The following is a 24632-nucleotide window of genomic DNA, read 5'->3' on the forward strand; positions in this document are numbered from 1 at the left end:
AGATGGAAGAGGCACGGAAATCCCGTGCCTCACGGCAGGTCCGGTCTTACCGGATCACTTGCCTACGTTTTCCTTGGTGAGGAAAGCGTTGCCGGTGTCGAGGTAACCCGGCACCTTGGCACCGGTTGCCTGCGCCCAGAGCAACATGACTGACCAATAGCCCTGCAGTTCCGGCTGCGAGGCCGACGAGCTGTCAGCAACGCCGTCGCGGATCATGTCGAGCATTTCCGGCAGGTTGTCGAGCCCAACGAGAGTAACCTTGCCCTGCTTGCCGGCTTCGACGATCGCCTGGCCGATACCGATCGGGCCGGCGGCATCGGATGCGACCCAACCCTTGAGGTTCGGGTTTGATTGCATGATGGCGGCTGCCTGCTGCTGCGCCGTCTCGATGCTGTCATTGTCGATGCCTTCTGCAACAACCTTGATGCCTGGATGTTCGGCAAAGATCTGGCGGTGGCATTCGGCACGGATTGAGTGGTTCGGCGCGGTCGGAACGCCCTGCATGATGGCGACTTCGCCTTCACCGCCGAGAACCTCGACGAGGCGACGAGCGGCAATCTTCGCCTGCTCGCAGAAGTCCGAACCAATATAGGGAATAGCCATGCCTTCCGGGGGAATAGAATCGAAAATGACCAGAGGGATATTCTGGTTCTGTGCTTCTTCGAGTGAAGCGCGGTTGCCAGAGGGATCGAGCAGGTCGAGCGCCAGTCCATCGGGTTGCGTCGCAAGGGCGCTGTCAATGATCTGGTTCTGCTGAACGACGTCCGCGGACTGCGGTGCGGAATAGATGACTTCGACGCTGGAGCCGGTCTGAGCCTTGATGGCCGCGGCCGCGGCCTGCGCGCCTTCATTCACCTTGTCGAACCACGGATGCACGACCTTCGGTACGACGACAAAGCGGTATGCGTCTTTCTTGATGGTGCCTTGCGCATCCTGAGCAGACGCGGTGACAGGCAGGGCAAGCGCGGTGGCGCATGCCAGCAATATGGCGAGTTTCTTCATGCTGATCTCCCTTGAGCTAGGCGAGGTCTCCTCCCGCCTGGACGGTGCGCGAGTGCTTCGAATGGATCTGGGTCCGGAAAATTCAAAGCCTGCGAGATGCAGATACACATGTAATGCAAAAAATACAAGAGTAAAATCGAAGCCTCGCTTCAGCTTTCGCAAGGGACTGTACGTCTCATAGACACTCATCTGCACGGTCCCGCGAGCCACCGGCAATTAAATTGGTCTGCAAGTTCCCATGCGGTGGTTATCCGGCCCCATTCATTTCAAGTCTTGCCCGAGAACGGCTTTCGCAGGGCCGGCTGTTGCCTTGACGACGATGTCGGCATCCTCGCGGATAAGGCAGAGCGGGGGGCCAAAGGCCGGAATATCGCCCTGCGTCATGGCGCGACCGACGTCTCGCTTTAGTAGGGGGGCAGGGCCTGCGGGCCGATTTCCTTGATGGGGTCGAAAAAGGCGCGGTCGCCTTTCTCTGCGACGAATCCGATGGCGGCTATCAGGCCGTCGCCACGCCGCCAGGAACGGGGCGCGAACTGAGATTGGCGACGACAAAACGCGCCTGGAAACTTAGCGCGCGGTAGGTTCAATCATAGTTGCGCTCACCGCCGACATTGTCGCGCGATTGCTCATGGAGTCCAATCCGGGCCATCGACAGCAACGGATACACGGTCGAGTTCTGGCTCAGCGAGCATCGTGACCTTTCTGCGCCCAAACGCTTCTTCAAAAAAGCGTTCGCTCGGCATGGCCGACGGGAACGCATCATTATCGACGGCAGTCAGACCAACCGGGAAGCGATCATTTTCTGTCCATCAGCCACCTCCAGGATCGGTCGCGCCGCCGGCTTGAACCCGTCCGCATCCGACAAAGTTCAGTATCTGAACAACCGCATCGAGCAGGATCACCGGCGGATCAAGCGACGCGTCAGACCGATGCTCGGCTTTAAGTCTTTCAGATCCGCAGTTGCAACATTGTCTGGTATCGAGATGATCCACATGCTGCGCAAGCACCAGCTACAAGATGCTCACACTGCCAGCTTGTCGATCGCCAAACAGTTCGAAACCCTCGTCGCTTCAATCTAAGCAGCCGCAGAAATCGCCCAGCCTCGCGGATATCTCAAGTTTTGCAACAGAACCATGGATGGTCGTCCGATCGCAGGCTACCAGCGTGAGGTAGCGGGAAGCCTTGCTGGTCATGGCGATGTTTTCCATGGCTCGACGCGCGGCTGTTCGAAGAACTTTAACAGAGCGGGCGCGCAGGATCGTGGCACCACATGTGGTGCGTGCTCGCTAGTGGCGAGGATAATAAGGGCCGAAAGTTTGTATCTCATCAAGAACGTGGGCATCTCAATTTCTCTGCACGGTTCCTTCAAGCTCAGTTGAAGGACGCCATCATGGCGTCCTCTCCGACTGCCTCGACGAGGAAGTCCAGCACTGTCCTAATGCGCAAGGGGAGATTACGGCGGGACGGATACACGACACTGATCGGCAGGCGGGTAGGTGGAAAGTCGGGCAAAAGCTTCACAAGACGTCCTGCCTTCACGTCGCCTTCGACCAGAATGTGGGACAGCACTGCCAGCCCAGCGCCCGATAGCACCGCCCGATGGACGGCCATGGCATTGTTGGCAATCAGCTTTGGGGCGATCCGAACTTGAAGCTCGTCCGCGCCGTTGGAAAAGGACCAGGACCGACCGTCGCCGGCACGTCTATAGCATATACAGTCGTGGCCGGTGATGTGCTCTGGAAAGTGTGGTGGCTGACGGCTTGCGAGATAGGTGGGAGAAGCGACAAGGGATGCCGTCGTCCAGCCTATCCGCCGGCACACGAGGCTACTGTCGCCAACCGATCCGATGCGTATCTCTAGGTCGATCGCCTCGGCGATCAAATCCGAAGGTTCCTCGCGCAAGATCAATTCGATCGTCAGATCGGGATGGCAATTGAGAAGTTTGTGCAGGCGGTCGCTCATGTAGAGACCCAATGGCGCCGGCAGGCTTAATCTGACTTTTCCAGAGGCGCGACCACCTTCCACACAATTTGTTCCGCCAATTGCATCGACGGCCTCAAGGACTTTCCGCGCCCGTGGGATCATCTGTTCGCCCTCGACCGTGAGAGCAAGAGCGTTCGTCGTACGATGCAGAAGACGGGTGTTCAAATGTGTCTCGAGCGCAGAAACTTGGCGAGACACAGCCGGTTGCGTGAGCCCGAGGTCGATAGCTGCCGCCGAGAAAGAGCCAGTGTCCGCTACGCGCAGGAATGTTCTCAACGCTGAAACGATGTCCATTCAGCCCCTCCCATATTTTTCGACATAAGGCTTATGTCGCGAGCTTATGCGGGAAATACTTGCCTGTCGAGATATTAAGGATATTGTGAGTCCATAAGGACATTTATTATCCTTAATAATGGAGCCAGTTATGACACAGCGACTGAATTATGCGCAGCAATCACCCGAACTGTTCAAAAAACTCATGGACCTTAGCGCCGCCGCAAATGGCGGGGTCATCGAACAGAAAATCCACGACCTCGTTCACATCCGGGCATCGCAGATCAACGGCTGCGCCTTTTGCCTTGACATGCATGTCAAGGAAGCAAAGATCCACGGGGAGAGCGAGCTTCGCCTCTACCACGTTGCGATCTGGCGTGAATCGAACCTGTTCATTCCACGGGAGCGCGCTGCTCTGGCATGGACGGAAGCGGTTACGAAGCTCCCCGAAGGCGGCATTCCCGATGAATTTTACGAGCGGGTCCGCGGCCAGCTTTCGGAAAAAGAAATGAGCGAACTGACGTTTTCGATCATGACGATCAACGCCTGGAACCGGGCCAGCATCGCTTTCAAGGCGGTGCCCGGATCCGCGGACAAGGCCTTTGGCCTCGATAAAGCCGGCCTAAACTAAGCTTTTCACCCCGACAGATCGATCAGACAACGCGGCGCGCTGGTGTCCGCGAACGGAGAAGACATATGAAAATCGTTATCATCGGCGGAACCGGCCTCATCGGTTCGAAGACTGTCGAGCGTCTTCGCAACCGTGGCCACGATGTGATCGCCGCATCTCCGAACACGGGCGTCAATACGATCACCGGGGAGGGGCTTGCAGAAGCGCTCGGCGGCGCTGAGGTGGTGATCGATCTCGCCAATTCGCCATCCTTCGAAGACAAGGCTGTTATGGACTTCTTCGAGAGATCTGGCCGTAATTTGCTAGCCGCCGAGAAAACAGCGGGCATCAAGCATCACATCGCGCTTTCGGTCGTCGGGACGGAGCGCTTACAGGAGAGCGGTTATTTCCGCGCCAAACTTGCCCAGGAGAAGCTGATCAAGGAATCGGGTTTACCCTATACGATCGTGCATTCCACCCAGTTTTTGGAGTTCCTCAGCGGCATCGTCCAGTCCGGAACTGTTGGCGACAGTGTCCACCTGGCACCGGCTTATGTCCAACCCATCGCCTCTGACGATGTGGCCGATGCGATGACAGACGTGGCGCTTGCTGCGCCGATCAACGGCACAATCGAAATTGCCGGGCCGGAGCGTTCGAAATTGACTGATCTTGTCGCCCGCTATCTCGTCGCGATGGGCGATGCGCGCAAGGTCTTTCCGGATGCAGAGGCTCGATATTTCGGCGCCCGTCTCGACGACGGCTCACTCGTTTCCGACAACAACCCCCGCCTTGGCCGGATCACGTTCGAGCAGTGGTGCCCAACATCGGCACGCAAGTAGATCGCAACACATGCGTCGCTTTCCGCAGCGCATTATCTCTCGATAAATAGGAGTTTTCGACATGATCAGATCAGTTTTCACAGCAACGGCCATACTGGCCGGAATGATTGGTACGGCCTCGTCCCATGACAGTGCCGGTGGCAAGGCCGCGACGGTTACCGTGGTGTACGAGCACGAACTTCCGAATGTTCCAGGCAAGAGCATCAAGGGAATTCTGGTCGAGTACGATCCAGGCGGTTTCTCAGATGCGCATACCCATCCAGATAGCGCCTTTATCTATGCGACGGTTCTGGAGGGCTCGATCCGAAGCCAGGTGAACGATGAACCGGTCAAGGTCTACAAGGCGGGCGAAAACTTTTCCGAGATGCCAGGCGACCGTCACGCAGTCAGTGCGAACGGCAGCACGAGCGAAAAGGCAAAACTTCTGGCGGTCTTTGTCGTCGACACAGTTCAAAAGGAGCTGACCTTTCCGATCAAGAACTGAACCTTCCAGACCGGGCGCTGTCAGCAGCGTCCGGTTGTTTCGAATTTGGATTTGGAGAAATGGTCATGCTTGACGATCCTGCCTTTCTGTCGCTTTCAGCGATCAATCTTCTGGGCATTGCCGGGATTGTCGTATGGCAAGTTCAGGGCCGCAATCGACCCAAGGCAAGGCTGATTATCCAAATCGTCTTCTTCACGGCTATGACGGCCGTGCTGGGTTTTGGCGATATACTGCCTTATCGGGTGGGCGAGACATATGCGCATAATGTCCCGGCATTCCTTGCCACCTCAGCCAGGGTTCTCTGGTGGATCCATCTTGCGTGGTCAATGATCGGCGTCGTGCGGATCATCGTGCTTGACCGTCGACCGACGCAAGCAAGGCTGCTGCAGGATCTCATGGTCGCGGTGGTCTATATCGGGATTGCGCTATCGATCCTTGCATTCGTGTTCGACGTGCCAATCGGAACACTTGTCGCCACGTCCGGCGTCGTTGCTGTTATTTTCGGCCTTGCACTGCAAAACACGCTTGCCGACGTCTTCTCCGGCATTGCTCTCACGCTCGGGCGGCCATTCTCAATCGGTGATTGGATCCAACTTGCCGACGGAACCGAAGGTCGCGTCGTTGAAAACAACTGGCGTTCCACGCAAGTGCTGACGCCTGCCAACAATCTGGTGGTCTTGCCGAATAGTGTGCTCGCGAAAGTCGGGTTGACCAATCTGACGCGCCCCGATGAAACGCATCTAATCATCCTCACAATGCGGGTCTCATCCGAACATCGACCTGGTCTTGTGGAGGATGTCATGCAGACGGCGCTGAAGGGCTGTAGCTGCATAGTCCAGCATCCACCACCTGTCGTCGCCCTCAAGTCCATAGATGCGGTGGCAATCGAAGCCGAACTGCAGTTCCGGGTGACAAGTCCTTCCGGGCGCACACCTGCAAGGAACGAATTGATCGACACCATTCAACAGAGTTTTGAGTCAAACGAACTGGCGTTTGCTCCGCCTGCGCAAAGCTATGTCCACATTGGCAGTTCCGGCCTTCGAAAACATGCCGATCTCGCAGCAATCCGCTCAACCGGCACGCTTTAGCACCCAGTCAAAGGTGCCAGCCCAGATGGCGGGATCGACTTCTTTTGACAGGGTCATCCCGAGGTCTGCCAGCGTCACGCTACGCAAGCTGGACCGCCAGGCCTCATCGGCCTTCCACATGACCCGCGCGATGGCACATGGACTACTTTCGCAAAAGCCCTTGGGTCGGCAAGGATTGTTGGCACGGATGTTGTTGCACACAAACGTCCTGCTGCTGCCTTCCACTGCCTCAACGATATCCAGGAATGTTAGGTCGGCGGACGGCTTGGCCAATCGGTATCCACCTGAGGGACCAAGTGTCGTGTGTACGAGGCCCGCTTGCGATAGGCTTTGCAAAGCCTTTGAGAGATATTCCTTGGGCAGGCCATGAAGCTCTGCCAGCGCTTTGGTCGAAAGGTAGCGCCCTTCGGGCAGGCCGGAAAGAATAGCGCAACAGTGAAGCGCCCATTCGACTTGGCTTTTCAGGATCATGGATAGCGGCTCAGCGTGCGACGTTAACAAATAAGGATATTTTATATCCGTATTCGAGCATCGTGTAAATCCGTTTCGTCTATTCTGGCGATTGGGGGAAGCCTCGGAGGCCGTCAAGGCGAGCGGCCATATTCCCGTCTCTACCTCCCTCGACAAAATACTGGAAAGGGAAAAAGCACTTGCTGGTGGATCGACCTGAGTAGGCTCGTAACCGAGCACTTCACTCACTCTCTCTAAAGGTTCGGTGGAAGCAACGATGAAATATCCGCGAAGCGGGTTACGTCTGCTCCAAATATTAGCAAATATGTTATTATACTATTTTTACAGGCGCTCCGTAATGCCAAGTAATTTTTTTCCGGCCCTTTGGGGCAGGTGTATAAATCAATGGGATCTTGGAAACCCTTTAAACGATAGCTTCCTTCAAAATCGGTCGACGTCTCCACTGCTTCGCTAAACACCTGGGACATCAACAAAGGAAGCTTCAAATCCCCGCAAGTACCTTGGATTCGGCTCAACATGTTCACGTCGGGGCCGATCAAGGTGAAATCGAGACGTCGGACAGAGCCAACATTGCCGTAGCAGCATGCAGGACGCCCGCAATCTTATCCGCCAGGGCGGCATGCGGTCCGATCGCGACTGGCTGCAATTCGACTGCGCGCTTTCGTACGGTTTGGTCGAATACCTGCGCACACTCGACATGCTGAAGGCCCACGGCTGGTCGCCCTCGCGCTGCATTCCGCACGGTGGTCATCAGATGTCGCTCAACTTCGCAGCCGGCCTCGGCCTTGGCGGCAACGAAAGCTATCCGGACCTGTTCCAACCCTATGGTGGTTTTCCAGATGGGGTGAAGGTTGAGGACGGCCACATCATGATGCCTGACATTCCGGGCATCGGCTTCGAGGGGAAATCCGATCTCATTCGCGAGATGCACGCCCTGTCTGCATAAAAATAACCAGCGCAGCCTCTCACAACCCATGAGAGGTTGCTTTTACATGCGTAGCGGCGATCCAACGGACGTTCGCCCAAGATGATGTTTCGCCAGATAATCAGTTGCCGATTGAAGCGACGCTGAGCGTGTCGCGTGTCCTACAAGGCCCTAAACGCTTGCCTCCCTGCGTTAATCCCGTGACTTCCGGGTTCCCCTTGGAGCAGCCCTTAAAACAGGCCATCAGCGATTTTGACCAGATGGGCGACCGATGTGGCTTTCATCTTCCCCATCATGTGGCCCCTGTGAAGTTTCACCGTGGGCTCCGCAAGGTGCAGCTCTGTCGCAATTTGCTTATTCAGTTTGCCGGTGATCACCAATTTCATAATCTGCCGCTCACGCTCCGTGAGCGTGATGTATCTCGAACGAATGGCAGCTTTCGCGGTTCGCTCTTCTCGACGAGCGGCGTCATTGGCGATCGCGCGGTTGACGGCTTCCAGCAAATCCTGCTCCCGAACCGGCTTGGTGAGAACGTCAATTGCGCCTGCTTTCATTGCCCGTACCGCCATCGGCACATCGACATGGGCGCTGATGAGAACGACGGACCGAGGGAGATTACTCTTTACCAATGCCTCCTGAAATTCAAGCCCGCTTTGCCCGGGAAGGCGTATGTCAAGAACGATGCACCCAGCCTTCTCAGGATCATCTGCTTCCAGAAATTCTCTGACGGAACCATGTGTCTCAGCGATTAATCCCACGGACTCGAACAGCCCTTTAAGAGCTTCGCGGACGCTTTGGTCATCATCGATCACGATGACAGTTGGCCGCCTGTTCTTCTTGTCATCAATCAACGGCTGTCTCCTGGAAGCGAGAAAGCGTGAACCTGAACGAGCTTCCGCTAGGATGATTGGTTGTTGCCCAGATGCGCCCTCCATGAGCTTCGATGATGGAACGGCAGATAGAGAGACCAATCCCGATCCCATCGGACTTCGTGGTGAAGAAGGGTTCGAATACCCGGTCGAGCTGTTCGGGCGGTATTCCTTGCCCCGTATCGGAAACGCTGACCTCGATTTCGCCCTCGTTGCCGAGCGCGCAGCCGACCTTGATCACTGCGTCTGCGCCTCGACGCATTGCCTCGGCGCCGTTCATGATCAGATTGAGGAGAACCTGCTGAAGCTGAGTGCGATCACCAAGGACATCGACAGTTTCCGGCGTGATATCCGTTACGACCTGCAAGCCTCGGGACTGCAGCTCTTCCCGCAAAAGAAAAAGCACGTCGCCAAACGCTTTTTTGAAGTCGGTTTTCTCCATTCGTACAGGAGATCTTTGGGCCATTGCACGTATGCTGGCGACGATTTCGCCGGCGCGGTGCCCATCATTTACGACGCGCTCCGCAGCCAATCGAGCTTGATCGAGATTGATATGCCCTTCCTGCAGCCAACGCAGACATGTCCCGGCATTGGTCACGACTGCCATGAGAGGTTGATTGATCTCGTGCGCGATGGAGACCGCAAGTTCGCCGATCGTTGTAACGCGGGTGACTTGCGCGAGGTGGCTTTGGCTTTGTCGTAGGGATTCCTCGGCGCGTTTTCGGTCTTCGATGTCAACGACAACGCCGTACCACCGCACGACATTCCCCTGAGCGTCAAGCAATGGGCTTTGCTGCAGATTGAACCACCTGTACTCACCGTCGAACCGCCTGATGCGGGCGTCTACTGGATCGGGGCGTTTGGTGGCAACGATCTCCTCCCAACTTATGCGCATACGTTCGACGTCGTCAGGATGAAATACGCGATAAAAGCCAAAGCCCTGGAGCTCTTCGATAGGCAGGCCGACAAAATCGATGAAAATTTTGTTCCAATACTCCAGCTGCCCATCCGGCGTGCAGGACCAGGCCATGGCGGGGATGGTATTAATGATGAGGTTGAGCTTGTGTTCGCTTTCTCTGAGAGCTGCTTCACTCGCCCGCAGAGCATTTTCGGCGTACTGCAGATTTTCAATGTCGATGTTGACGCCGAACCAGCGAACAATGCCGTTGGCATCGGTGAGCTTGCGGCCTGAGAAATAGAACCAGCGGTATCGCCCATCTCGACCGCGAATGCGACCTTTCAGGTGAGTGTGGTCAGAATGTTCGAGGTCGCGCTTCCAGATTTCCACCATCTCCGGAATGTCGTCGGGATGGTAAAGGTCGAGAAAGCCCCATTCGAGGATACTGTCGGCCGGTAGCCCGGCATAATCCAGCCAACTCTGGTTCACGAAGTCAGCGCTCCCATCGGGGCGCGCAGACCATACGAGAACAGGAAGCGAATTGATGATGAGCCTCAGATTCTCTTCACTGGCGGCGAGTGCCGACTTGGCCTCTTTTAGCGCATTTTCGGCTTGTTTTCGGTCTTCGATATCGAGGACGACCCCATACCACTTCACGACGTTTCCCTCAGTATCGAGCCGAGGCTTCTGTCGAAGGCTACACCAGCGATAGTCGCCGTCGGCACGACGGATCCGACCTTCAACTTCCCTTCCTATCTTGGAAACCATGATGCGTCGCCACTCCGAGCCCAGGTGGCTGACATCATCGGGGTGAAAAAGCCGGTAGAAGTTTTCACCGGCAATCTCGGCAAGCGGCATGCCGATATATTCAAGAAAGTGCTGATTGGCGAAATCGAGCATACCATCAGACGTTGTCGACCATGCCATTGCAGGGATCAGGTCGATAATCGCGTCGAAGTCCCTCTGTTTTTCCAAGTCGATTCCCTCAGATATTCGCGCCGCCTGCAACTGACTGGAAACTACGCCTTTTCTCGCCGAGGCGTTAGGCGAGATTGATAGACGAAAGTCTATTTTTACAGTGCCTTCGGCTAGTTGCCTGTGACCTAGATCGCAATTGCGGACGGGCTTGAACCAACCTACCCATAGCCTGAAGCAGCGCTTGAGCGCCGGCGTATGACCGAAGAAGCGCAAAGCTGACGATATTATCAATCGATCACAAGGACGACGTCATGCCTCAGCTCTCACGCCGCGCTTTTGCCGGCGCTTTGCCTCTCGGCCTCATCGGAGGAAGTCTTTTCGGTGGAAACCTGCTAGGCAGCGCTTCCGCCCATGCCGCAACGCAGGCCGCCGCCGCTGCGCCGTTTACGGTAACTCCGTTCGCACAGATCCGCATCGGTCGCTTCACCGTCACGGCATTGACGGACGGGTATGCCGATATGCCCTTCGACTACTTTCCGGGACGCTCAGCGCCGGAGGTAGAAAAGGCCGCGAACGCGCAGTTTACCGCTCGGCCGAGTGGGGTTCGTTTCCTCTTCAACCAGTATCTGGTCGAGGATGGTCAACGCCGAGTCCTGATCGATGCCGGGGCGGCGGGTTCGATCGGGCAGACGGGGCAACTGCCCCAGGCACTCGCCGCACTTGGTTTGGAGCCTGATCAGATCGACGCGGTCATCGTGACGCATATGCACCAGGACCACATGGGCGGACTGGTTCTCGGAGGCAAAAACAACTATCCCAACGCTGAGGTCTATATCGATCGTCGCGACGTTAACCACTGGACTGATCCTGCAAAGCGCAACGGAGCGCCTGATTTTCTGCAGCCCAGCTTCAAGATGGCGGAGGAGGTCGTGCGGTTGTATCCGAGGCTGCAGGCGATCGACGGGCAGCGCGAGATATCGCCGGGCATTTCGATTGTCGACCTGACCGGCCATACGCCCGGCCATATCGGCGTGCGGATCGAAGATGGCGGCAAGAGCCTGATCATGGTTTCAGACATGATTTTCCCCGTCGTGCATCCGGCCGCAACCGATGTATTCTTCCTGTTCGAGCAGGACCAGGCCGCTGCTAAAGCTATGCGGGATCGTTTCTTTCCGCTCGCTGCGTCCGAGGGTGCGCTGATCGCCGCCACGCATATGCCTTTCCCCGGGCTGGGACGGGTCGTTGCAGATCGCGGGGAAATGCGTTGGCAGGCTGCAGACTGGGCATTGCAGGACTAATGCCCGCTTTTCGCGAATTAGAAATTTTCCTGGCATTGAGTTCGGCCAGCCCAAGATAGATCAGGCCCCGCACCGGGAGACACCGACGCGGGCCTGACGAAGCACGGAGATCAGACATGCCCTATCATTTCCTTGAGGTGGCTGTGACGCCGAGCGTCAGAGCCGCTCAGGCCGCAATGGGCGTGGACCAAATCTGGTTGGGCGCAGAGAACCGGCCTTCCGAGACCTTCACAGAAGAAGAAATCGCCTTTATTGCCTCACGTGACAGCTTCTATATCGCATCCGTCTCCGAAACCGGCTGGCCGTATGTTCAACATCGTGGAGGAAAAGCCGGCTTCCTCAAGGTCGTCGATCAGCAAACATTGGCCTTTGCTGATTACAGGGGGAATCGTCAGTATATAAGTGTCGGCAATTTCGCCACCAACGATCGGGCCTGTCTCTTTTTGATGGACTACGTGCGACGGGCCCGGCTCAAGATATATGTCCATGTTGAGCGGCTCGCTCTCGGTGTTGACGAGGGTCTCAGCGCACTCGTGTCCGATAACAGCTACAAAGGCAGGGCAGAGGCGATTTTCAGGCTTCGGCTTGAGGCGTACGATTGGAACTGCCCTCAGCACATCACCCCCCGCTACACCGAACAGGAGGTTGAACACGCAGTCGCTCCTCTTCGTGAGAGACTGCAGCGATTGGAAACTGAAAACGCGACGTTGCGAGCTCAACTGGAGGGACCTAGAAGATAACCGAAGCTCAGCGACCACCATTTCCCGTATTCACGCTCGAAAGCGCAGTCGATAAAGAAGGCTTGCCGAAGACGGATGGAACAGCCGCGACCCAGCTAGGGTTGCGGCATATAACAACTCTATGAAACATTAGGAGACGCATGATAACCAAGAGTTGCTGCTGATTGATTTCTATAGCGGATTGCCTTTTGACCTCGGCCTGTTCTCGGCATGTTTAGCGGTTTCAAGTTGTAGGAGGGGCATAGTTTGGCTGCTCCCAATGCGAGTAGCCATAGTCATCGGCTTTGCGCGAAGTTGGCCACAATGAGTTCGGCCAATATTGAAGCAGTTGTCGCGTCAGATTAACGGCAACATGATTGCGGGCTTCGCCCTGATCGCGATGCCGATACGATATAGAGAGATTGGCGTTCACACCTTTACCGTAAACGCCAACGGAACGGTCCACCAAGCTGATCTCGGAGACAAGACCGAGGAGGTGGCCGCAGGAATCCGGACATTCAATCCAGACGACAGATGGGATATCACTGAAGATTGAGCGATGCGCCAAGCATCGAGCGCCGGACACGCGGCTGCCGGAAGCACCAGAAACGCTTTAACTGAATGCTAAGCTTTTGCGCAAACTAGACCTGCTAGAGTCAGGTCCACCTATTTTTGCGGACGGCTGCGTGACCGCTCCCGGCCCCATACCCGTCGGCACTGAAAGCGGAAATTATTTCCGCTTCGCACCTGCATGTGGGTTGTTTTTACTGATAGCTCGACTTCCCGAAAGTTGACGGTCCCCTTGGCTAGCAGCTCCCTCTGGGGCGCGCTGGATTGGCAACGATCGCCTGCGGCGGCATTTGCGGCCTATCCACGCGACATCATCTTTGGTGATAGCGAGGCGGTTATCGGCATTCCGCGCGAATATGTCGCCCAAATTGCCGAGGAGTCGGTCGCGATGGAAGAGCAGGAGGAATTTCTGAAATCCGAGATCGAGTCTGGCCGGAAAGGGGGGTGAGGTCGATTGAGGATAGAGCTGCATTTGGATATTGATCGCACCGATTCACAGGTCGTTGAATTCGCATCCGATCGGCGGTTCTTGTAATCGCGGATGCCGCAGGCCGTTACAAGGTTATCGCCTGCATCAAAATTCCGGTATGTTTTCCCGGAAGATCACCTGCAGGCGTGGTGGATGGTAGTCGAATTTTCGGCCCAAAAGCGTGTTTTTCAGCATGGACAGCGCTTCTCGCGCTTCAACCCGCGGGTTCTGGTCGATGACGGCGTCTATGGTGCCGTCAAGCAGGAAACGTTTGGTGCTTTCGGTCAATTCGTGGCCGACGAAAATGACGGACTGGGCGAGCCCCGCTTCCTGTAGCGCTTGCCCGATGCCGGCATTGCCGGCTCCGATATTGTAGATTCCTGAAAGATCAGGGTGACGCTTTAACAGCGACGTCGTTTCTTCAAAGGCGCGCTTTCGGTCGTCGCGAATCTCGCGCAGTTCGACGACCTCCAGATCACGAAATTCCTCGGCGATGACATGGCGGAAACCCATCTCCCGTTCCTCATGGCCTCGATAGGAGAGGGAGCCGGCAAAGAGGGCGATCTTGCGTTTTGCTCCCCTGCCGAGAAGGCGCCCGAGCAAATAGCCCGCCAGCCGCCCGGCGGCGCGGTTGTCGATGCCGACATAGCCGAGCCTCGGGACATGCAGGATATCAGAAACGAGCGTCACGATGGGGGCGCCTGAAGCCGCTAGCCGCCGCATCGCCTCGCGCACCGTCGGATGGTCCAGCGCAATGACGCCCACGCCTTGCGTAATGCCGCTCAGGGCATCGAGTTGTCTTGCAAGGCTGTCGGGGTTGAAGCCCTCGATCGAATGCGTGTGGACATCGATACCCTCCTGCAATTCGCCCTGGCTGGCGATCTGCTCTAGCAGCTTGGCGATGAAGGTGTTCGTTCCTGCTGGCAGGACGAAATCCAGCCGAAGGGACGCATCCGCGCCGGCGGGCTGGTTTTCCGGCTCCGAAACGTAGCCCAGCTTGCGGGCTGTTTCGAGCACGACCTTGCGCGTGCGCTCGCGCACACCCTCGCGATTGTTGAGGACTCTGTCCACCGTCGCCAAGGAAACGCCGGCTTCGCGTGCAATGTCCATCAAAGTCGAACGCAAGGCATGTCCTTTCTCAAAATGATGGGAAATGATGTATTTCGATGGTGGTCAAATACAAGGGCTTGCCCGAGCTTCTTCCCTATTATCCTCAGAAAACGAACTAGGGTGGCCTAAAGCCATCAAGTTTCGTCATTTAAACGTGATTTCTGCGCTCCCAACAACAGAATGCTCAAATAGCCCGGCCAAAAGATGTAATATGACGTGTTTTGATGTTGACATAAATCAAACGTAACGTCATTACTCCTCACGTTGACGAGGTGTGGAGGCCTGTTGACGAGGGAGGATATATCAATGAGCGACACTTTTACGGTCTCGCGCCGTGGCCTGCTGGCCGCTGGTGCAAAAACCTTTGCACTGACGGCTGCAGTCGGTATTGCGCCGCAATTCATTCGACCTGGCCGGGCCTTTGCGGCCGATGCCCTGGTGCCGGGAATGATCGGAGGGCCGACCGGATTTGATGGCGCCGAGCGCTATCAGTACGGCGCGGAAACACCCGAGGGACGTGCCATCGAGGCGGCCAAGGCGCTGAAGGCGGCCGGCAAGGCGCCGGAGCGGATCGTGCTGGGCCTTTCGGATGGATCGATCGGCCAGTTAACCCAGCCTTTCCCGGCCGGTGCGCCATCGATCAAGGATCTTTGGGAAAAGGAAACCGGTATCAAGCTTGATATCGTCGGTGTCCCCAACGGCCAGGAATTCACCAAGACGATGCAGGATATCTCCACCAAGGGTGGGGCATTCGACATCTATGCCGTCGAGTGGAACCGCCTCGGTGACCTCGCTGAAACCGCAGGGATCATCAAGCTTGACGACTATGTCGCGGCTCACAAGCCGGAATGGGACGATCCCGAGCGTGGTTATGTGAACGGCGCCAAGGGCGTCTCGCTGCTGAACCAGTATCGCGGTTCGACCTATGGCGTCTCGCTCGATGGCGATTTCCAGACCTGGAATTATCGCACCGATCTCTTCAATGACGAGGCCGAGAAAAAGGCGTTTGCCGACAAGAACGGCTATGCGCTTGCGCCGCCGCGCACATGGAAAGAGCATTCCGATATCGCTGCCTTCTTCCATCGTCCGGACAAGGGCCTGTTCGGCTCCACCGACCTGCGCAACCAGGGCTGGGGTTACACCAACTGGTATCAGCGCTTCGTGTCCACGGGTTCGCCCAACCAGTTCCTGTTCGGCGACGATGGCAAGCCGCTGATCAATTCCGACGCCGGTTATCTGGCGACGCAGGAATATGTCGATAGTCTCAGCCATCATTCGCCTGATGCGATTTCCTGGGGCTGGCCGGAACAGTACGGTAACTTCGCCGCTGGTGGTGCAGCGATGACCTGCGCCTTCTCTAACCTGCCGAAGTTTCTCGATAACAAGGCGAATGAAGGCTCCAAGGTCACCGGCAAGATCGGTTCCATGCTGCCGCCCGGCCGCGAGGTCGATGGCAAGCTTGTGAGCCGTTCGGTTCTCTGGCTGAACCTTTCGGCCTGCGTCTCGGCCCAGAGCAAACACCCGGAAGCCTGCTACCTCCTGCTGCAATGGCTGGGTTCGAGCCGCATCTATTCCTGGATGACGGCGAACCCCGGCGGGTATTTCGATCCGTTCCAGCTGGCGAATTTCTCGGACCCCTTGGTGCGGCAGACTTACCACGACTACCACATGGACATCGTGCGCGAGACGGTTGCCCGTACGGTACCGACCATCAATTACCCGGGCGCGACCGCTTTCCACAACGCGCTCGACGAAAACCTGATGGCGGCGCTAACCAAGTCGAAAACGCCGGAGCAGGCCATGGCGGATACGGAACGCCAGTGGCAGCGCATCGCCCGGCGAACCGGCGAGGAAAAACTGCTCGAGGCCATCAAGACCAACAAGGAAGCCTGGCCGACGGTGCTCGATCCGCTGGCCGGCTGACGCGCCCCGCTGACATGATTGCCCGGCGGAGATCCCGCCCGGCGATCATCCTGTTTTCGAGAATGAAGTTTTCCCTGTCATGAAGCGCTCATTACCCTTTGAGGTTTTCCGTTACGCCGCCATCTTCCTGGCGCTCGCCGTAACGCTCGTCCCGACGCTCTGGATGGCCTCGATGGCCTTCAAGCCGATTGCTGAATGGTCGGCCACCGGTGCGGATCTGACGTGGTGGCCAAAAGCCCCCACGCTCGACAATTTCCGCTTCATTCTGGGGACATCTACCTCCGACCTCATCGTCGCGCTCGACCGGACCGCCGGCAAGCCGATCCTGGCGTCGTTGCTCTCGGCCGTTTTTGGCACGCTGATTGCCATGACGGCAGGCACGGCCGGCGCCTACGGCTTGTCGCGTTTCGGCTCGGGGCAGAACCTGCCGCTGGCGCTGATCCAACTCCGGCTGTTTCCTCCGATGGCGGTGATGATCCCGGTCATGATCATGTGGGCCTTCTTCGGTCTCGTCGATACCTGGTGGGGGCTGGCGCTGATCTACGGCATCGTGACGCTGCCGTTCGCATTCTGGCTGATGAAGACGTTCTTTGACGACATGCCGCGCGAAATCGAGGATGCAGCTCTGGTCGAGGGCTGCTCGCGCATGCGCGTGTTCCTCAAGATCACGCTGCCGATGATGCGCCCGGCGCTCGCAAGCTCGGCTCTCTTTGTCTTCATCCTCAACTGGTCGGATTATCTCATCGCCCTGCTTTTGACGACCCGCGAATGGGTAACGATCCCGGTTTACATGGCGTCGCTGTCGTCCTCGATGACCGGCCAGCTTTATGGCGCGAAGGCCGCCCTTGGCCTCATCGCCGCCGTGCCGCCCGTCATCATGGGTATCGCCATCCAGAAACATCTGGTTCGCGGCCTTACCTTTGGAGCGCTCAAGCAATGAGCAGCTTTGCAATCGAGGAGAAGCACTCCGTGCCCGGCGATCTTACCACGCCTGAAACACGCACCGAGGATGGCGGCCGTCGTCTCGGCTTTATGTTGACGCTGCCGGCGCAGCTTCTCGTGCTGTTCATCGCGGTCTTCCCGCTGTTGATGCAGCTCTACATCAGCCTCACCGACTGGTCGCCGCTCGAGGGCACCGGCTGGTGGCAGGCCTATGAACTGTGGAACGGCTTTGTCAACTACACCGATCTTGCCGTCGACAGCCGCTTCTGGGATGCGCTCGGACGTACAGCGCTCGTGATGCTGATCTGCGTGCCGGTCGAGTTCCTGCTGGGTCTGGGGCTTGCCATCCTGTTCATGGACAATTTCATCGGCAAGCGCGTGTTCTATTCGATCATGCTGATCCCGATGATGGTAGTGCCTGCGGTGGCCGGCTACATGTTCTTTATGCTGTTCCAGTCGGGTGGGCCGGTTAACGACATTATTTCTACGCTGATCGGCCGACCCTTCGTACTCGCGTGGCTGTCGAGCCCCGGAACCGCTCTTGTAGCGGTGATGATCGCCGATATCTGGCAGTGGACGCCGCTGATGTTCCTCATCCTGCTCGCCGGTCTCGTCGGCGTGCCGGACGACCAGATGCGCGCGGCGACCTTGCTCGGCGCCAGCTGGTGGCAGCGGTTTTACACGATCGCACTGCCGAAGATGAAGACGATCATGATCATCGCCTTGTCGATCCGCATCATCGAGAACTTCAAGATCTTCGATACGCTCTTCATCATGACTGGGGGCGGGCCGGGCGTCGCGACGGAAACCATCTCCGTCTACATTTACAAGGTAACGCAGCAGGACCTGATCTGGGGTTATGTCGCAGCCATCGCGCTGGTCATTCTCGTGGTGCTGTCCATCGTCGTGTCGCTGGCCATCAGCCGCATGAATGCAGCGAAGGAGGCCTGAGCCATAACTGCGATCCATCTTGAAAATCTGGTGAAGCGTTTTGGCGCCTTCACGGCGCTGAAGACCATGGACCTCGAAATCCGCGACGGCGAATTCATGGCGCTGCTGGGGCCATCCGGCTGCGGCAAATCGACGACCATGAACATGATCGCCGGCATGGAAAGCCCGAGCGAAGGCCGCATAACCTTTGATGGCGCCGATATGAACGGAGTTGCCATGGGAAAACGCGGCGTCGGCTTCGTGTTCCAGAACTATGCGATCTTCACCCACATGAGTGTCTATGACAATCTCGCCTACGGGCTAAAGGTACGCGGCACGCCGGCAGGCGAGCTGGATCGGCGGGTCAAGGCCATGGCCGATTTCCTGCAACTGACACCGATGCTCGACAAGCCGTCCGCCAAACTTTCGGTCAACATCCTGCAGCGGCTGGCGATCGGCCGTTCGGCGATCGTCGAACCGGCGATTTTCCTGCTAGACGAGCCGCTCTCCAATGTCGATGCCGCCTTCAGGGCAGTGATGCGCACGGAGCTGAAACATCTCCAGCGCCAGTTCAAGCAGACCATGGTCTATGTCACCCACGATCAGCTCGAGGCCATGACCATGGCCGACCGCATCGCCGTCATGGATCATGGCGTGTTGCAGCAGGTTGGAACGCCACTGGAAGTCTACAATGATCCCGTCAATCTCTTCGTGGCCGATTTTATCGGCTCGCCGGGCATGAACCTCGCGAAGGGCATGCTTGCCGACAGCGACCATGGCATAGTCGTCGATCTCGGTGTCCTTGGCATCTCCGCACCGCTGGAACCCGCCATTGCTGCCGCCGCCCGCAAGCAGGCGGCACGCGATGTCGTCTATGGCTTCCGGCCCGAGCGTGTTGCGCTGGCGGCATCGGGGGCGGGGCTGGCCATGCCGGTGACCTTTATCGAACGCATCGGGGCGCGGACCGTGGTGCACTTCGGCGATGGCGAGAAGCGGGTGAAAGCCGTTTTCGACAATGACGTTGCCATCAGCACCGGCGAAACCGCCCATATTGCCATCGAACCGGGAGCTGCGCGTCTGTTCGATGCAGTGACCGGCAATGCGATCCGGGGAGCCTGACATGGCCGGCATTTCCTTCCGCAACGTCACCAAGCGCTTCGGCAAAACCATCGCGTTGAAAAACGCGAGCTTCGACATTCAGCCGGGCGAATTCTTCTGTTTCTTCGGCCCGCCGCTGTCGGGAAAATCGACGGTCCTGAAGCTGATCCTCGGCCTGGAAACGCCGGATGAAGGCGAAGTTCTGATCGGCGGCTGGCCCGTCAATCATGTGTCGCCGGCCGATCGCAACGTGGCGATGGTGTTTCAGAACCTGGCGCTCTTTCCGCATATGACGGCGGGGGAGAATGTGCGTTTCCCACTCACCGAGCGGAAGATTGCCGAAGACAAGATCCGGGCTCGGGTCGAGGCGGTGTCCGCCAAGCTGCATATCGCCCATCTACTGCACAAGCCGCCAGCCCAGCTTTCAGGCGGCGAGCGTCAGCGCGTCGCGATTGCCCGCGCCCTCGTGCGTGACCCGGTCGCCTATCTGATGGACGATCCGATTTCGGCCCTCGATGCTCGGTTGCGCGAAGAGACGCGCGTCGAGCTCAAGCGCATCCAGCGCGACCGCGGGCAGACGCTGATCTACGTCACCCACGATCAGGAAGAGGCGATGTCCGTCGCCGATCGCATTGCCATCATGGAGCATGGCGAAATCCGCCAGGTCGGAACTCCGGGCGAGATCTACGATACGCCCGTCAGCCGATACGTCGCGCGGCTGCTGGGTGCGCCAATGATGAACATCATGTCGGCCGTTCGCGGCGACGGGGTGAAGGCAGCCGATGGTACGATCACGCTACCGATCGACGCCGTGCCGGCTGATGTCTCGGAAATCGGCGTGCGGCCGGAAGACCTGAAGGTCGAGCCATGGAGCGCGGCGCATGCGGGACGTCCGGCCAAGGTCTATGAAGTCGAACCGCTCGGCGGCTATACGGTCGTGACTGTCGATACCGGCGCGGAGAAGCTCAAAGCGCTGATGCGCGGGCAGCCGGATATCCGCATCGACAGCGCCGTGGCGCTCAGCTGCAATCCGGCGAGAGCCCATTTCTTCAACCAGGCGGGGGAGGCGCTCGGCCTGTGAACGAACAGATAAAACGGGAGGTCATTATGAGCGAAGCCAACGGTTTTGCACCGGATCCGCAGGTGAGGGTGCGGGATGTGAAAATTGGCTGCATCGGTGCCGGCATGATCATGGCGGAGTGCCATCTGGCAGCCTACAAGGAGGCGGGCTTTCCGGTCGTCGCCATCGCGTCACGCACGCGGGAAAAGGCGGCGGCCGTTGCCGAGCGCTGGGCTATTCCGACAGTACATGACACACCGGATGCGCTGATCAACGACCCGAACATCGAGATCCTCGACATCGCCTTTCCGCCGGACCAGCAGCCTGCTCTCATCCGCAAGGCGCTGGCCCAGCCGCATATCAAGGGCATTCTGGCGCAGAAGCCGCTTGCGCTGACGCTGGAAGAAGCGATCGAATTGCGGGATGCCGCCGCCAAGGCTGGCAAGGTTCTCTCCGTCAACCAGAACATGCGCTACGACCAGTCGATGCGCGTGCTGAAGCAAATCCTTGAAAAAGAGGAATTGGGCACGCCCGTTCTGGCGACTATCGAGATGCGGGCGATACCGCATTGGCAGGCGTTTCTTGAAGACTACGACCGGCTGACGCTTTCCAACATGAGCGTACATCATCTCGACGTGCTGCGCTTCCTCTTCGGCGATCCCGACACGATCACCACGCTGACGCGAAAGGATCCGCGCACGACGTTCGAGCACAAGGACGGCATCACCGTTTCCACGCTCAATTTCCCGAGCGGTGTGATGGCCGTTTCGATGGAAGACGTGTGGTCCGGCCCGCGCGAACAAGGGTTCGACAGCGACATCTATATCAAGTGGCGCGTCGAAGGCACCGATGGCGTGGCCCAGGGCACGATCGGCTGGCCGGACGGCTCGCCCTCGACGCTGTCCTACGCCTCGAAAAAAACCACGACCGGCAAGTGGGTCTCGCCGACATGGGAGACGATGTGGTTCCCCCATGCCTTCATCGGCGTGATGGAGCAGTTGCAATATGCCGTGAAGACCGGCGACGCACCGGCGCTCTCCGTTGCCGACAACGTCAAGACCGTGGCGTTGATCGAGGCCGGCTACAAGTCGATTGCTGAGGGCCGGACGGTCCGGCTTTCCGAAATTTCTATTCATTCATGAACAACGAGGGAGGATTCTCATCATGATGCAAACCGGTATTTTCACGGGCTATTTCCCGTACGCCCTTGAGGAAACGGCGCAGAAGATCCGCGCGCTTGGTTTCAACACGGTGCAGCTCGATATGCACTTCAAGGACATCGATCTCTCGGCGGGCCAGATCACCAAGGACAAGTGCGTAAAGATCCGCGAGACCTTTCGCGATCGCAATCTGCCGATTTCCTGCATTTCCGGCTACACCAACATCATCCACCCGGATAAGGCGGAGCGCGATCGCCGCGTCGGTTATCTCAAGGAAATCATCAAGCACGCCCAGTATCTCGGCACGCCCTATGTGATCTCGGAAACCGGCACCTACAACACGGAATCGGACTGGGTGCATCACCCCAAGAACAAGACCGAGGAAGGTTTTGAGGAGTGCCGCAAGGTCATCGCCGATCTCTCGCAATATGCCTATGATCACGGCGCGGTCTTCCTGCTCGAAACCTACGTCAACAACGTCGTCGGTTCCGTCGAGGAAACGGTGAAGATGTTCGCGCAGGTCGATCATCCGGGCCTCGGCCTGCTGATGGACCCGACCAATTACTTCGAGACCCACAACATCGACCGTATGGATCAGATCCTGAACCAAGTGTTTGACACGCTGTCCGACAAGATCAAGATCGGCCATGCCAAGGATGTGAAGCGGTCCGGCGACGACAAGTCGGAAAAACATGCCGACATCGGCGATGCGGATGCGCTCGAAAGCCACACGTTCCGTGGCGTCGGCGAAATCGAACTGCCGGCTCCCGGTCTCGGATCGCTGAATTACGATCTCTACCTCAAGCGTCTGGCGCAGAAGCATCCGAACATTCCGATGATCATCGAACATCTGGATGAAAGCGATGTGCCGCGCGCCAAGAAGTTCCTTGACGGAAAGCTGCGGGCGCAAGGCCTTTGACGACATCGCGGCCGGGCTCGCCTCGGCCGCTCCTTAGACAGCATGGCCTGCTTCCGGCAGGTGAGAAGGAACATGACGATGGTTGAACTTTACGGGGAAGCGAAGTCGCGGCGCGACCTCGCCGCCAGTGCAGGATCGTTTTCGCAATTTGCCGGCGTCCGGCTGATGACGCTTGGCGACGGGCTGGAGCGAGGCATTCGCCTGCTCGAGTTCAGGAGTGGCACGGGCCTGCGTTTTACGGTGCTGGTGGATCGCGCGCTCGATATCGCGGATTGCGACTATCGCGGCATGGCGATCGGCTGGCATTCCCCCTCCGGTTTCCGCCATCCGGGTCTGCATGAATATGAAAGCGAGGGCGGTCTCGGCTGGATGCGATCCTTCTCCGGCCTGATGATCACCTGCGGCCTCGACCATATCCTTTTCATGTATGACGAACCCGCCGATCACTATAACTACAAGCCGAAGCAGACTGTCAGTCACTCGATCCACGGCCGTATCGGCACCATTCCGGGCAAGCTCGATGGTTACGGGGAGCGGTGGGACGGTGACGAGTGTTATCTGTGGTGCGAAGGCACCGTCACGCAGGGCGCGGTTTTCGGCGAACACCTGGAATTGAAACGCCGCATCGAGATCAAGGTCGGCACCAATGACATCCGTCTCTCGGACAGGGTCGTCAATCGCGGTTTTTACCGCACGCCGCATATGTATTGCTATCACATCAATGTCGGGCATCCGGTTTTGAGCGAAGGGTCGCGGTATCTTGCACCGCTCCGGGACGTCGTCTGGGCCGCCCATGCAGGCAACGATTACCGGAAGCAGAATGTCGGCTACCGCACCATGCCCGCGCCACAACTCGGCTTTCACGAGCAGGTCTGGCAACACGAGATGGCGGCAGACGCGAATGGCGAAGTTCCGGTCGCGCTCGTCAACGACCGCCTGGGCCTCGGTTTTGAAGTCGTGACGCGCAAGGACCAGTTTCCCTGCATGTACGAGTGGCAGAACCTGCAGGCCGGGCAATATGCGCTCGGCATCGAGCCCTCGACCAACCATGTGCTTGGTCACGGCGCGGCGCGCGATCGCGGCGAACTGATCTGGCTGGAGCACGGGGAGGAGCGCCGCTACGACACCACATTGCGTATTCTCGGCGATGCCGCCGCCATCGCGGCCAGCGAAGCACGAATCACGGCGATCGCGCGGCAGCCGGGCGAAGAGTATCCGGCCCCGTCCGGCAATCACGTTGCCCTTGGGGGCCGCTGATGAACGTCCAGATAACTGCCGTTGCAGAAGAAGGAAAATCCGCGATGTCCGTTGCCGGCAAAGTCATTCTCTATACCGGTGCCGCAGGCGGTCTCGGTGTCGAGACGACGCTCGCGTTTCTGAGGGCTGGCGCCCGGGTCGTGGCCATCGATAACGACCCGGCAAAGAATGCCACGCTCGAAGCAGCGGCCATTACGCAGGGCTTGAACGGGCTTGTTCTGGAGGCGCTTGATCTGTCGGATCTTGCCACGCTGCGCAGTTCGCTGGAAGAGCTCGCGCGGCAAGTCGGGGGCTTCGACGTCGTTATTAACAATGCTGCGATCTACCCGTCAAAACCGTTCGAAGACTATTCGATCGAGGAAATGCAGCGTGTCCAGCGCATCAATGTCGATGCAGGGATCGTCTGCGTGCAGGTCGCCTTGCCGCATATGCGTCAAAAAGGCTGGGGGCGCATCATCAACATCGCCAGCGTCACCGCCTTTGGCGGCTGGGCAAACCTTTCGCCCTATGTCCAGTCTAAAGGGGCGCTCATCGGTCTCGCCCGCGCCTGGGCACGCGAGTTCGGCGTTTATGGTATCACCGTCAACGCCGTCGCTCCCGGCGCATTCCCGACGGATGCGGAAAAGATCCACCCCGATCCCGAAGGATACACCCGCTTCGTGCTCGATCATCAGGCGGTCAAGCGCCGCGGCAGCGCCGCCGACATCGCTAATGTGCTGATGTTTCTGGCATCCGATGCGGCCGGGTTCATCACCGGCCAGACACTCAATGTCGACGGCGGCTGGGTGATGAACTAGCGCCATCGCCGAGAATGTGC

Annotated in this window: 21 protein-coding genes and 6 pseudogenes; 20 read left to right on the forward strand and 7 right to left on the reverse strand. The window is 58.1% G+C overall.

Annotated features, from left to right (window positions below):
- Positions 1–54: 54 nt before the first annotated feature.
- Entirely contained in the window at positions 55–1002 is a 948-nt protein-coding gene (locus ASC96_RS03775; RefSeq protein WP_060501562.1) for a substrate-binding domain-containing protein, read from the reverse strand.
- Positions 1003–1263: 261 nt separating this feature from the next.
- Positions 1264–1514, reverse strand: a pseudogene (locus tag ASC96_RS33645) (aspartate aminotransferase family protein); the annotation flags it as partial.
- A gap of 117 nt (positions 1515–1631) precedes the next feature.
- Between ASC96_RS33645 and ASC96_RS03780 the strand changes: the two are divergent.
- Positions 1632–2081, forward strand: a pseudogene (locus ASC96_RS03780) (DDE-type integrase/transposase/recombinase); the annotation flags it as partial.
- Between the two features lie 292 nt (positions 2082–2373).
- On the opposite strand, the gene ASC96_RS03785 reads toward ASC96_RS03780, so the two are convergent.
- The gene (locus tag ASC96_RS03785; protein ID WP_060501564.1) at positions 2374–3279 is read right to left on the reverse strand and encodes a LysR family transcriptional regulator; all 906 of its coding nucleotides are present in this window, start codon (positions 3277–3279) and stop codon (positions 2374–2376) included.
- Positions 3280–3409: 130 nt separating this feature from the next.
- Here ASC96_RS03785 and ASC96_RS03790 point away from each other — a divergent pair, with 130 nt between their 5' ends.
- The 4 genes from ASC96_RS03790 to ASC96_RS03805 all read left to right on the forward strand — a co-directional run bounded on the left by ASC96_RS03790 (position 3410) and on the right by ASC96_RS03805 (position 6279).
- Complete coding sequence (locus ASC96_RS03790) at positions 3410–3889, forward strand: carboxymuconolactone decarboxylase family protein (protein WP_060501565.1); 480 nt, start codon at positions 3410–3412, stop codon at positions 3887–3889.
- A gap of 65 nt (positions 3890–3954) precedes the next feature.
- Positions 3955–4707 carry an SDR family oxidoreductase gene (locus ASC96_RS03795; RefSeq protein WP_060501566.1) on the forward strand — a complete coding sequence of 251 codons (753 nt, stop codon included), beginning with the start codon at positions 3955–3957 and terminating at the stop codon, positions 4705–4707.
- 61 nt (positions 4708–4768) lie between these two features.
- Positions 4769–5191: a cupin domain-containing protein gene (locus tag ASC96_RS03800; RefSeq protein ID WP_060501568.1), complete on the forward strand. Its 423-nt coding sequence runs from the start codon at positions 4769–4771 to the stop codon at positions 5189–5191.
- A 65-nt stretch (positions 5192–5256) separates the two neighbouring features.
- Positions 5257–6279 carry a mechanosensitive ion channel family protein gene (locus ASC96_RS03805; RefSeq protein ID WP_060501569.1) on the forward strand — a complete coding sequence of 341 codons (1023 nt, stop codon included), beginning with the start codon at positions 5257–5259 and terminating at the stop codon, positions 6277–6279.
- Here ASC96_RS03805 and ASC96_RS03810 read toward each other — a convergent pair.
- A complete protein-coding gene (locus tag ASC96_RS03810) occupies positions 6262–6750 on the reverse strand; it encodes an Rrf2 family transcriptional regulator (RefSeq protein WP_060501571.1) in 489 nt (162 codons plus the stop codon). The genes ASC96_RS03805 and ASC96_RS03810 overlap by 18 nt on opposite strands.
- A gap of 586 nt (positions 6751–7336) precedes the next feature.
- Here ASC96_RS03810 and ASC96_RS03815 point away from each other — a divergent pair.
- A pseudogene (locus ASC96_RS03815) lies at positions 7337–7696 on the forward strand (enolase C-terminal domain-like protein); the annotation flags it as partial.
- A 209-nt stretch (positions 7697–7905) separates the two neighbouring features.
- On the opposite strand, the gene ASC96_RS03820 reads toward ASC96_RS03815, so the two are convergent.
- Together ASC96_RS03820 and ASC96_RS03825 are read right to left on the reverse strand one after the other, a co-directional pair.
- On the reverse strand, positions 7906–8526 hold the full coding sequence (locus ASC96_RS03820; RefSeq protein ID WP_060501576.1) for a response regulator: 621 nt from the start codon (positions 8524–8526) through the stop codon (positions 7906–7908).
- A complete protein-coding gene (locus ASC96_RS03825) occupies positions 8519–10417 on the reverse strand; it encodes a PAS domain S-box protein (protein ID WP_060501579.1) in 1899 nt (632 codons plus the stop codon). Before ASC96_RS03825 ends, ASC96_RS03820 begins: the two co-directional genes overlap by 8 nt.
- 254 nt (positions 10418–10671) lie before the next feature.
- On the opposite strand from ASC96_RS03825, the gene ASC96_RS03830 reads away from it, so the two are divergent.
- The 5 genes and pseudogenes from ASC96_RS03830 to ASC96_RS32405 all read left to right on the forward strand — a co-directional run.
- Positions 10672–11658 (forward strand): MBL fold metallo-hydrolase, encoded by a 987-nt coding sequence (locus ASC96_RS03830; RefSeq protein WP_060501581.1) that lies wholly within the window; start codon positions 10672–10674, stop codon positions 11656–11658.
- Positions 11659–11774: 116 nt separating this feature from the next.
- Positions 11775–12398, forward strand: coding sequence for a pyridoxamine 5'-phosphate oxidase family protein (locus tag ASC96_RS03835; protein ID WP_060501583.1), 624 nt, complete (start codon positions 11775–11777; stop codon positions 12396–12398).
- Positions 12395–12504: pseudogene (locus ASC96_RS33650) on the forward strand (DUF1348 family protein); the annotation flags it as partial. The gene ASC96_RS03835 and the pseudogene ASC96_RS33650, both read left to right, overlap by 4 nt.
- 234 nt (positions 12505–12738) lie before the next feature.
- Positions 12739–12933: pseudogene (locus tag ASC96_RS03840) on the forward strand (DUF2950 family protein); the annotation flags it as partial.
- Between the two features lie 306 nt (positions 12934–13239).
- Positions 13240–13383 (forward strand): annotated as a pseudogene (locus tag ASC96_RS32405) (ribonuclease activity regulator RraA); the annotation flags it as partial.
- Between the two features lie 138 nt (positions 13384–13521).
- On the opposite strand, the gene ASC96_RS03850 reads toward ASC96_RS32405, so the two are convergent.
- Positions 13522–14541 carry a LacI family DNA-binding transcriptional regulator gene (locus ASC96_RS03850; RefSeq protein ID WP_060501589.1) on the reverse strand — a complete coding sequence of 340 codons (1020 nt, stop codon included), beginning with the start codon at positions 14539–14541 and terminating at the stop codon, positions 13522–13524.
- Between the two features lie 291 nt (positions 14542–14832).
- Here ASC96_RS03850 and ASC96_RS03855 point away from each other — a divergent pair, with 291 nt between their 5' ends.
- From ASC96_RS03855 to ASC96_RS03895, 9 genes are all read left to right on the forward strand, one after another.
- Positions 14833–16449, forward strand: a complete 1617-nt coding sequence (locus ASC96_RS03855; protein WP_060501591.1) for an extracellular solute-binding protein — start codon at positions 14833–14835, stop codon at positions 16447–16449.
- 79 nt (positions 16450–16528) lie between these two features.
- Positions 16529–17389: a carbohydrate ABC transporter permease gene (locus ASC96_RS03860; protein ID WP_060501593.1), complete on the forward strand. Its 861-nt coding sequence runs from the start codon at positions 16529–16531 to the stop codon at positions 17387–17389.
- 92 nt (positions 17390–17481) lie between these two features.
- Complete coding sequence (locus tag ASC96_RS03865; protein ID WP_244481863.1) at positions 17482–18342, forward strand: sugar ABC transporter permease; 861 nt, start codon at positions 17482–17484, stop codon at positions 18340–18342.
- Between the two features lie 3 nt (positions 18343–18345).
- Positions 18346–19440: an ABC transporter ATP-binding protein gene (locus ASC96_RS03870; RefSeq protein WP_060501595.1), complete on the forward strand. Its 1095-nt coding sequence runs from the start codon at positions 18346–18348 to the stop codon at positions 19438–19440.
- 1 nt (position 19441) lies between these two features.
- Complete coding sequence (locus ASC96_RS03875; RefSeq protein WP_060501597.1) at positions 19442–20500, forward strand: ABC transporter ATP-binding protein; 1059 nt, start codon at positions 19442–19444, stop codon at positions 20498–20500.
- A 26-nt stretch (positions 20501–20526) separates the two neighbouring features.
- Positions 20527–21621, forward strand: coding sequence for a Gfo/Idh/MocA family oxidoreductase (locus tag ASC96_RS03880; protein ID WP_060501599.1), 1095 nt, complete (start codon positions 20527–20529; stop codon positions 21619–21621).
- A 22-nt stretch (positions 21622–21643) separates the two neighbouring features.
- Positions 21644–22558 (forward strand): sugar phosphate isomerase/epimerase, encoded by a 915-nt coding sequence (locus ASC96_RS03885; RefSeq protein WP_060501601.1) that lies wholly within the window; start codon positions 21644–21646, stop codon positions 22556–22558.
- Between the two features lie 78 nt (positions 22559–22636).
- Positions 22637–23815 (forward strand): aldose 1-epimerase family protein, encoded by a 1179-nt coding sequence (locus ASC96_RS03890; protein WP_060501801.1) that lies wholly within the window; start codon positions 22637–22639, stop codon positions 23813–23815.
- Positions 23815–24612, forward strand: coding sequence for an SDR family oxidoreductase (locus ASC96_RS03895; protein WP_060501603.1), 798 nt, complete (start codon positions 23815–23817; stop codon positions 24610–24612). The genes ASC96_RS03890 and ASC96_RS03895 overlap by 1 nt, the downstream gene beginning before the upstream one ends.
- Positions 24613–24632: the final 20 nt, after the last annotated feature.

This window comes from Rhizobium sp. Root1204 (genome assembly GCF_001424965.1).
GTDB lineage: Bacteria > Pseudomonadota > Alphaproteobacteria > Rhizobiales > Rhizobiaceae > Pararhizobium.

What these genes read in the sequence shown, in the direction of transcription:
- ASC96_RS03775 (WP_060501562.1), bottom strand. Translation starts at nt 1,002, where the DNA reads ATGAAGAAACTCGCCATATTGCTGGCATGCGCCACCGCGCTTGCCCTG.
- ASC96_RS03785 (WP_060501564.1), bottom strand. Translation starts at nt 3,279, where the DNA reads ATGGACATCGTTTCAGCGTTGAGAACATTCCTGCGCGTAGCGGACACT.
- ASC96_RS03790 (WP_060501565.1), top strand. Translation starts at nt 3,410, where the DNA reads ATGACACAGCGACTGAATTATGCGCAGCAATCACCCGAACTGTTCAAA.
- ASC96_RS03795 (WP_060501566.1), top strand. Translation starts at nt 3,955, where the DNA reads ATGAAAATCGTTATCATCGGCGGAACCGGCCTCATCGGTTCGAAGACT.
- ASC96_RS03800 (WP_060501568.1), top strand. Translation starts at nt 4,769, where the DNA reads ATGATCAGATCAGTTTTCACAGCAACGGCCATACTGGCCGGAATGATT.
- ASC96_RS03805 (WP_060501569.1), top strand. Translation starts at nt 5,257, where the DNA reads ATGCTTGACGATCCTGCCTTTCTGTCGCTTTCAGCGATCAATCTTCTG.
- ASC96_RS03810 (WP_060501571.1), bottom strand. Translation starts at nt 6,750, where the DNA reads ATGATCCTGAAAAGCCAAGTCGAATGGGCGCTTCACTGTTGCGCTATT.
- ASC96_RS03830 (WP_060501581.1), top strand. Translation starts at nt 10,672, where the DNA reads ATGCCTCAGCTCTCACGCCGCGCTTTTGCCGGCGCTTTGCCTCTCGGC.
- ASC96_RS03835 (WP_060501583.1), top strand. Translation starts at nt 11,775, where the DNA reads ATGCCCTATCATTTCCTTGAGGTGGCTGTGACGCCGAGCGTCAGAGCC.
- ASC96_RS03855 (WP_060501591.1), top strand. Translation starts at nt 14,833, where the DNA reads ATGAGCGACACTTTTACGGTCTCGCGCCGTGGCCTGCTGGCCGCTGGT.
- ASC96_RS03860 (WP_060501593.1), top strand. Translation starts at nt 16,529, where the DNA reads ATGAAGCGCTCATTACCCTTTGAGGTTTTCCGTTACGCCGCCATCTTC.
- ASC96_RS03865 (WP_244481863.1), top strand. Translation starts at nt 17,482, where the DNA reads ATGTTGACGCTGCCGGCGCAGCTTCTCGTGCTGTTCATCGCGGTCTTC.
- ASC96_RS03875 (WP_060501597.1), top strand. Translation starts at nt 19,442, where the DNA reads ATGGCCGGCATTTCCTTCCGCAACGTCACCAAGCGCTTCGGCAAAACC.
- ASC96_RS03880 (WP_060501599.1), top strand. Translation starts at nt 20,527, where the DNA reads ATGAGCGAAGCCAACGGTTTTGCACCGGATCCGCAGGTGAGGGTGCGG.
- ASC96_RS03885 (WP_060501601.1), top strand. Translation starts at nt 21,644, where the DNA reads ATGATGCAAACCGGTATTTTCACGGGCTATTTCCCGTACGCCCTTGAG.
- ASC96_RS03890 (WP_060501801.1), top strand. Translation starts at nt 22,637, where the DNA reads ATGGTTGAACTTTACGGGGAAGCGAAGTCGCGGCGCGACCTCGCCGCC.
- ASC96_RS03895 (WP_060501603.1), top strand. Translation starts at nt 23,815, where the DNA reads ATGAACGTCCAGATAACTGCCGTTGCAGAAGAAGGAAAATCCGCGATG.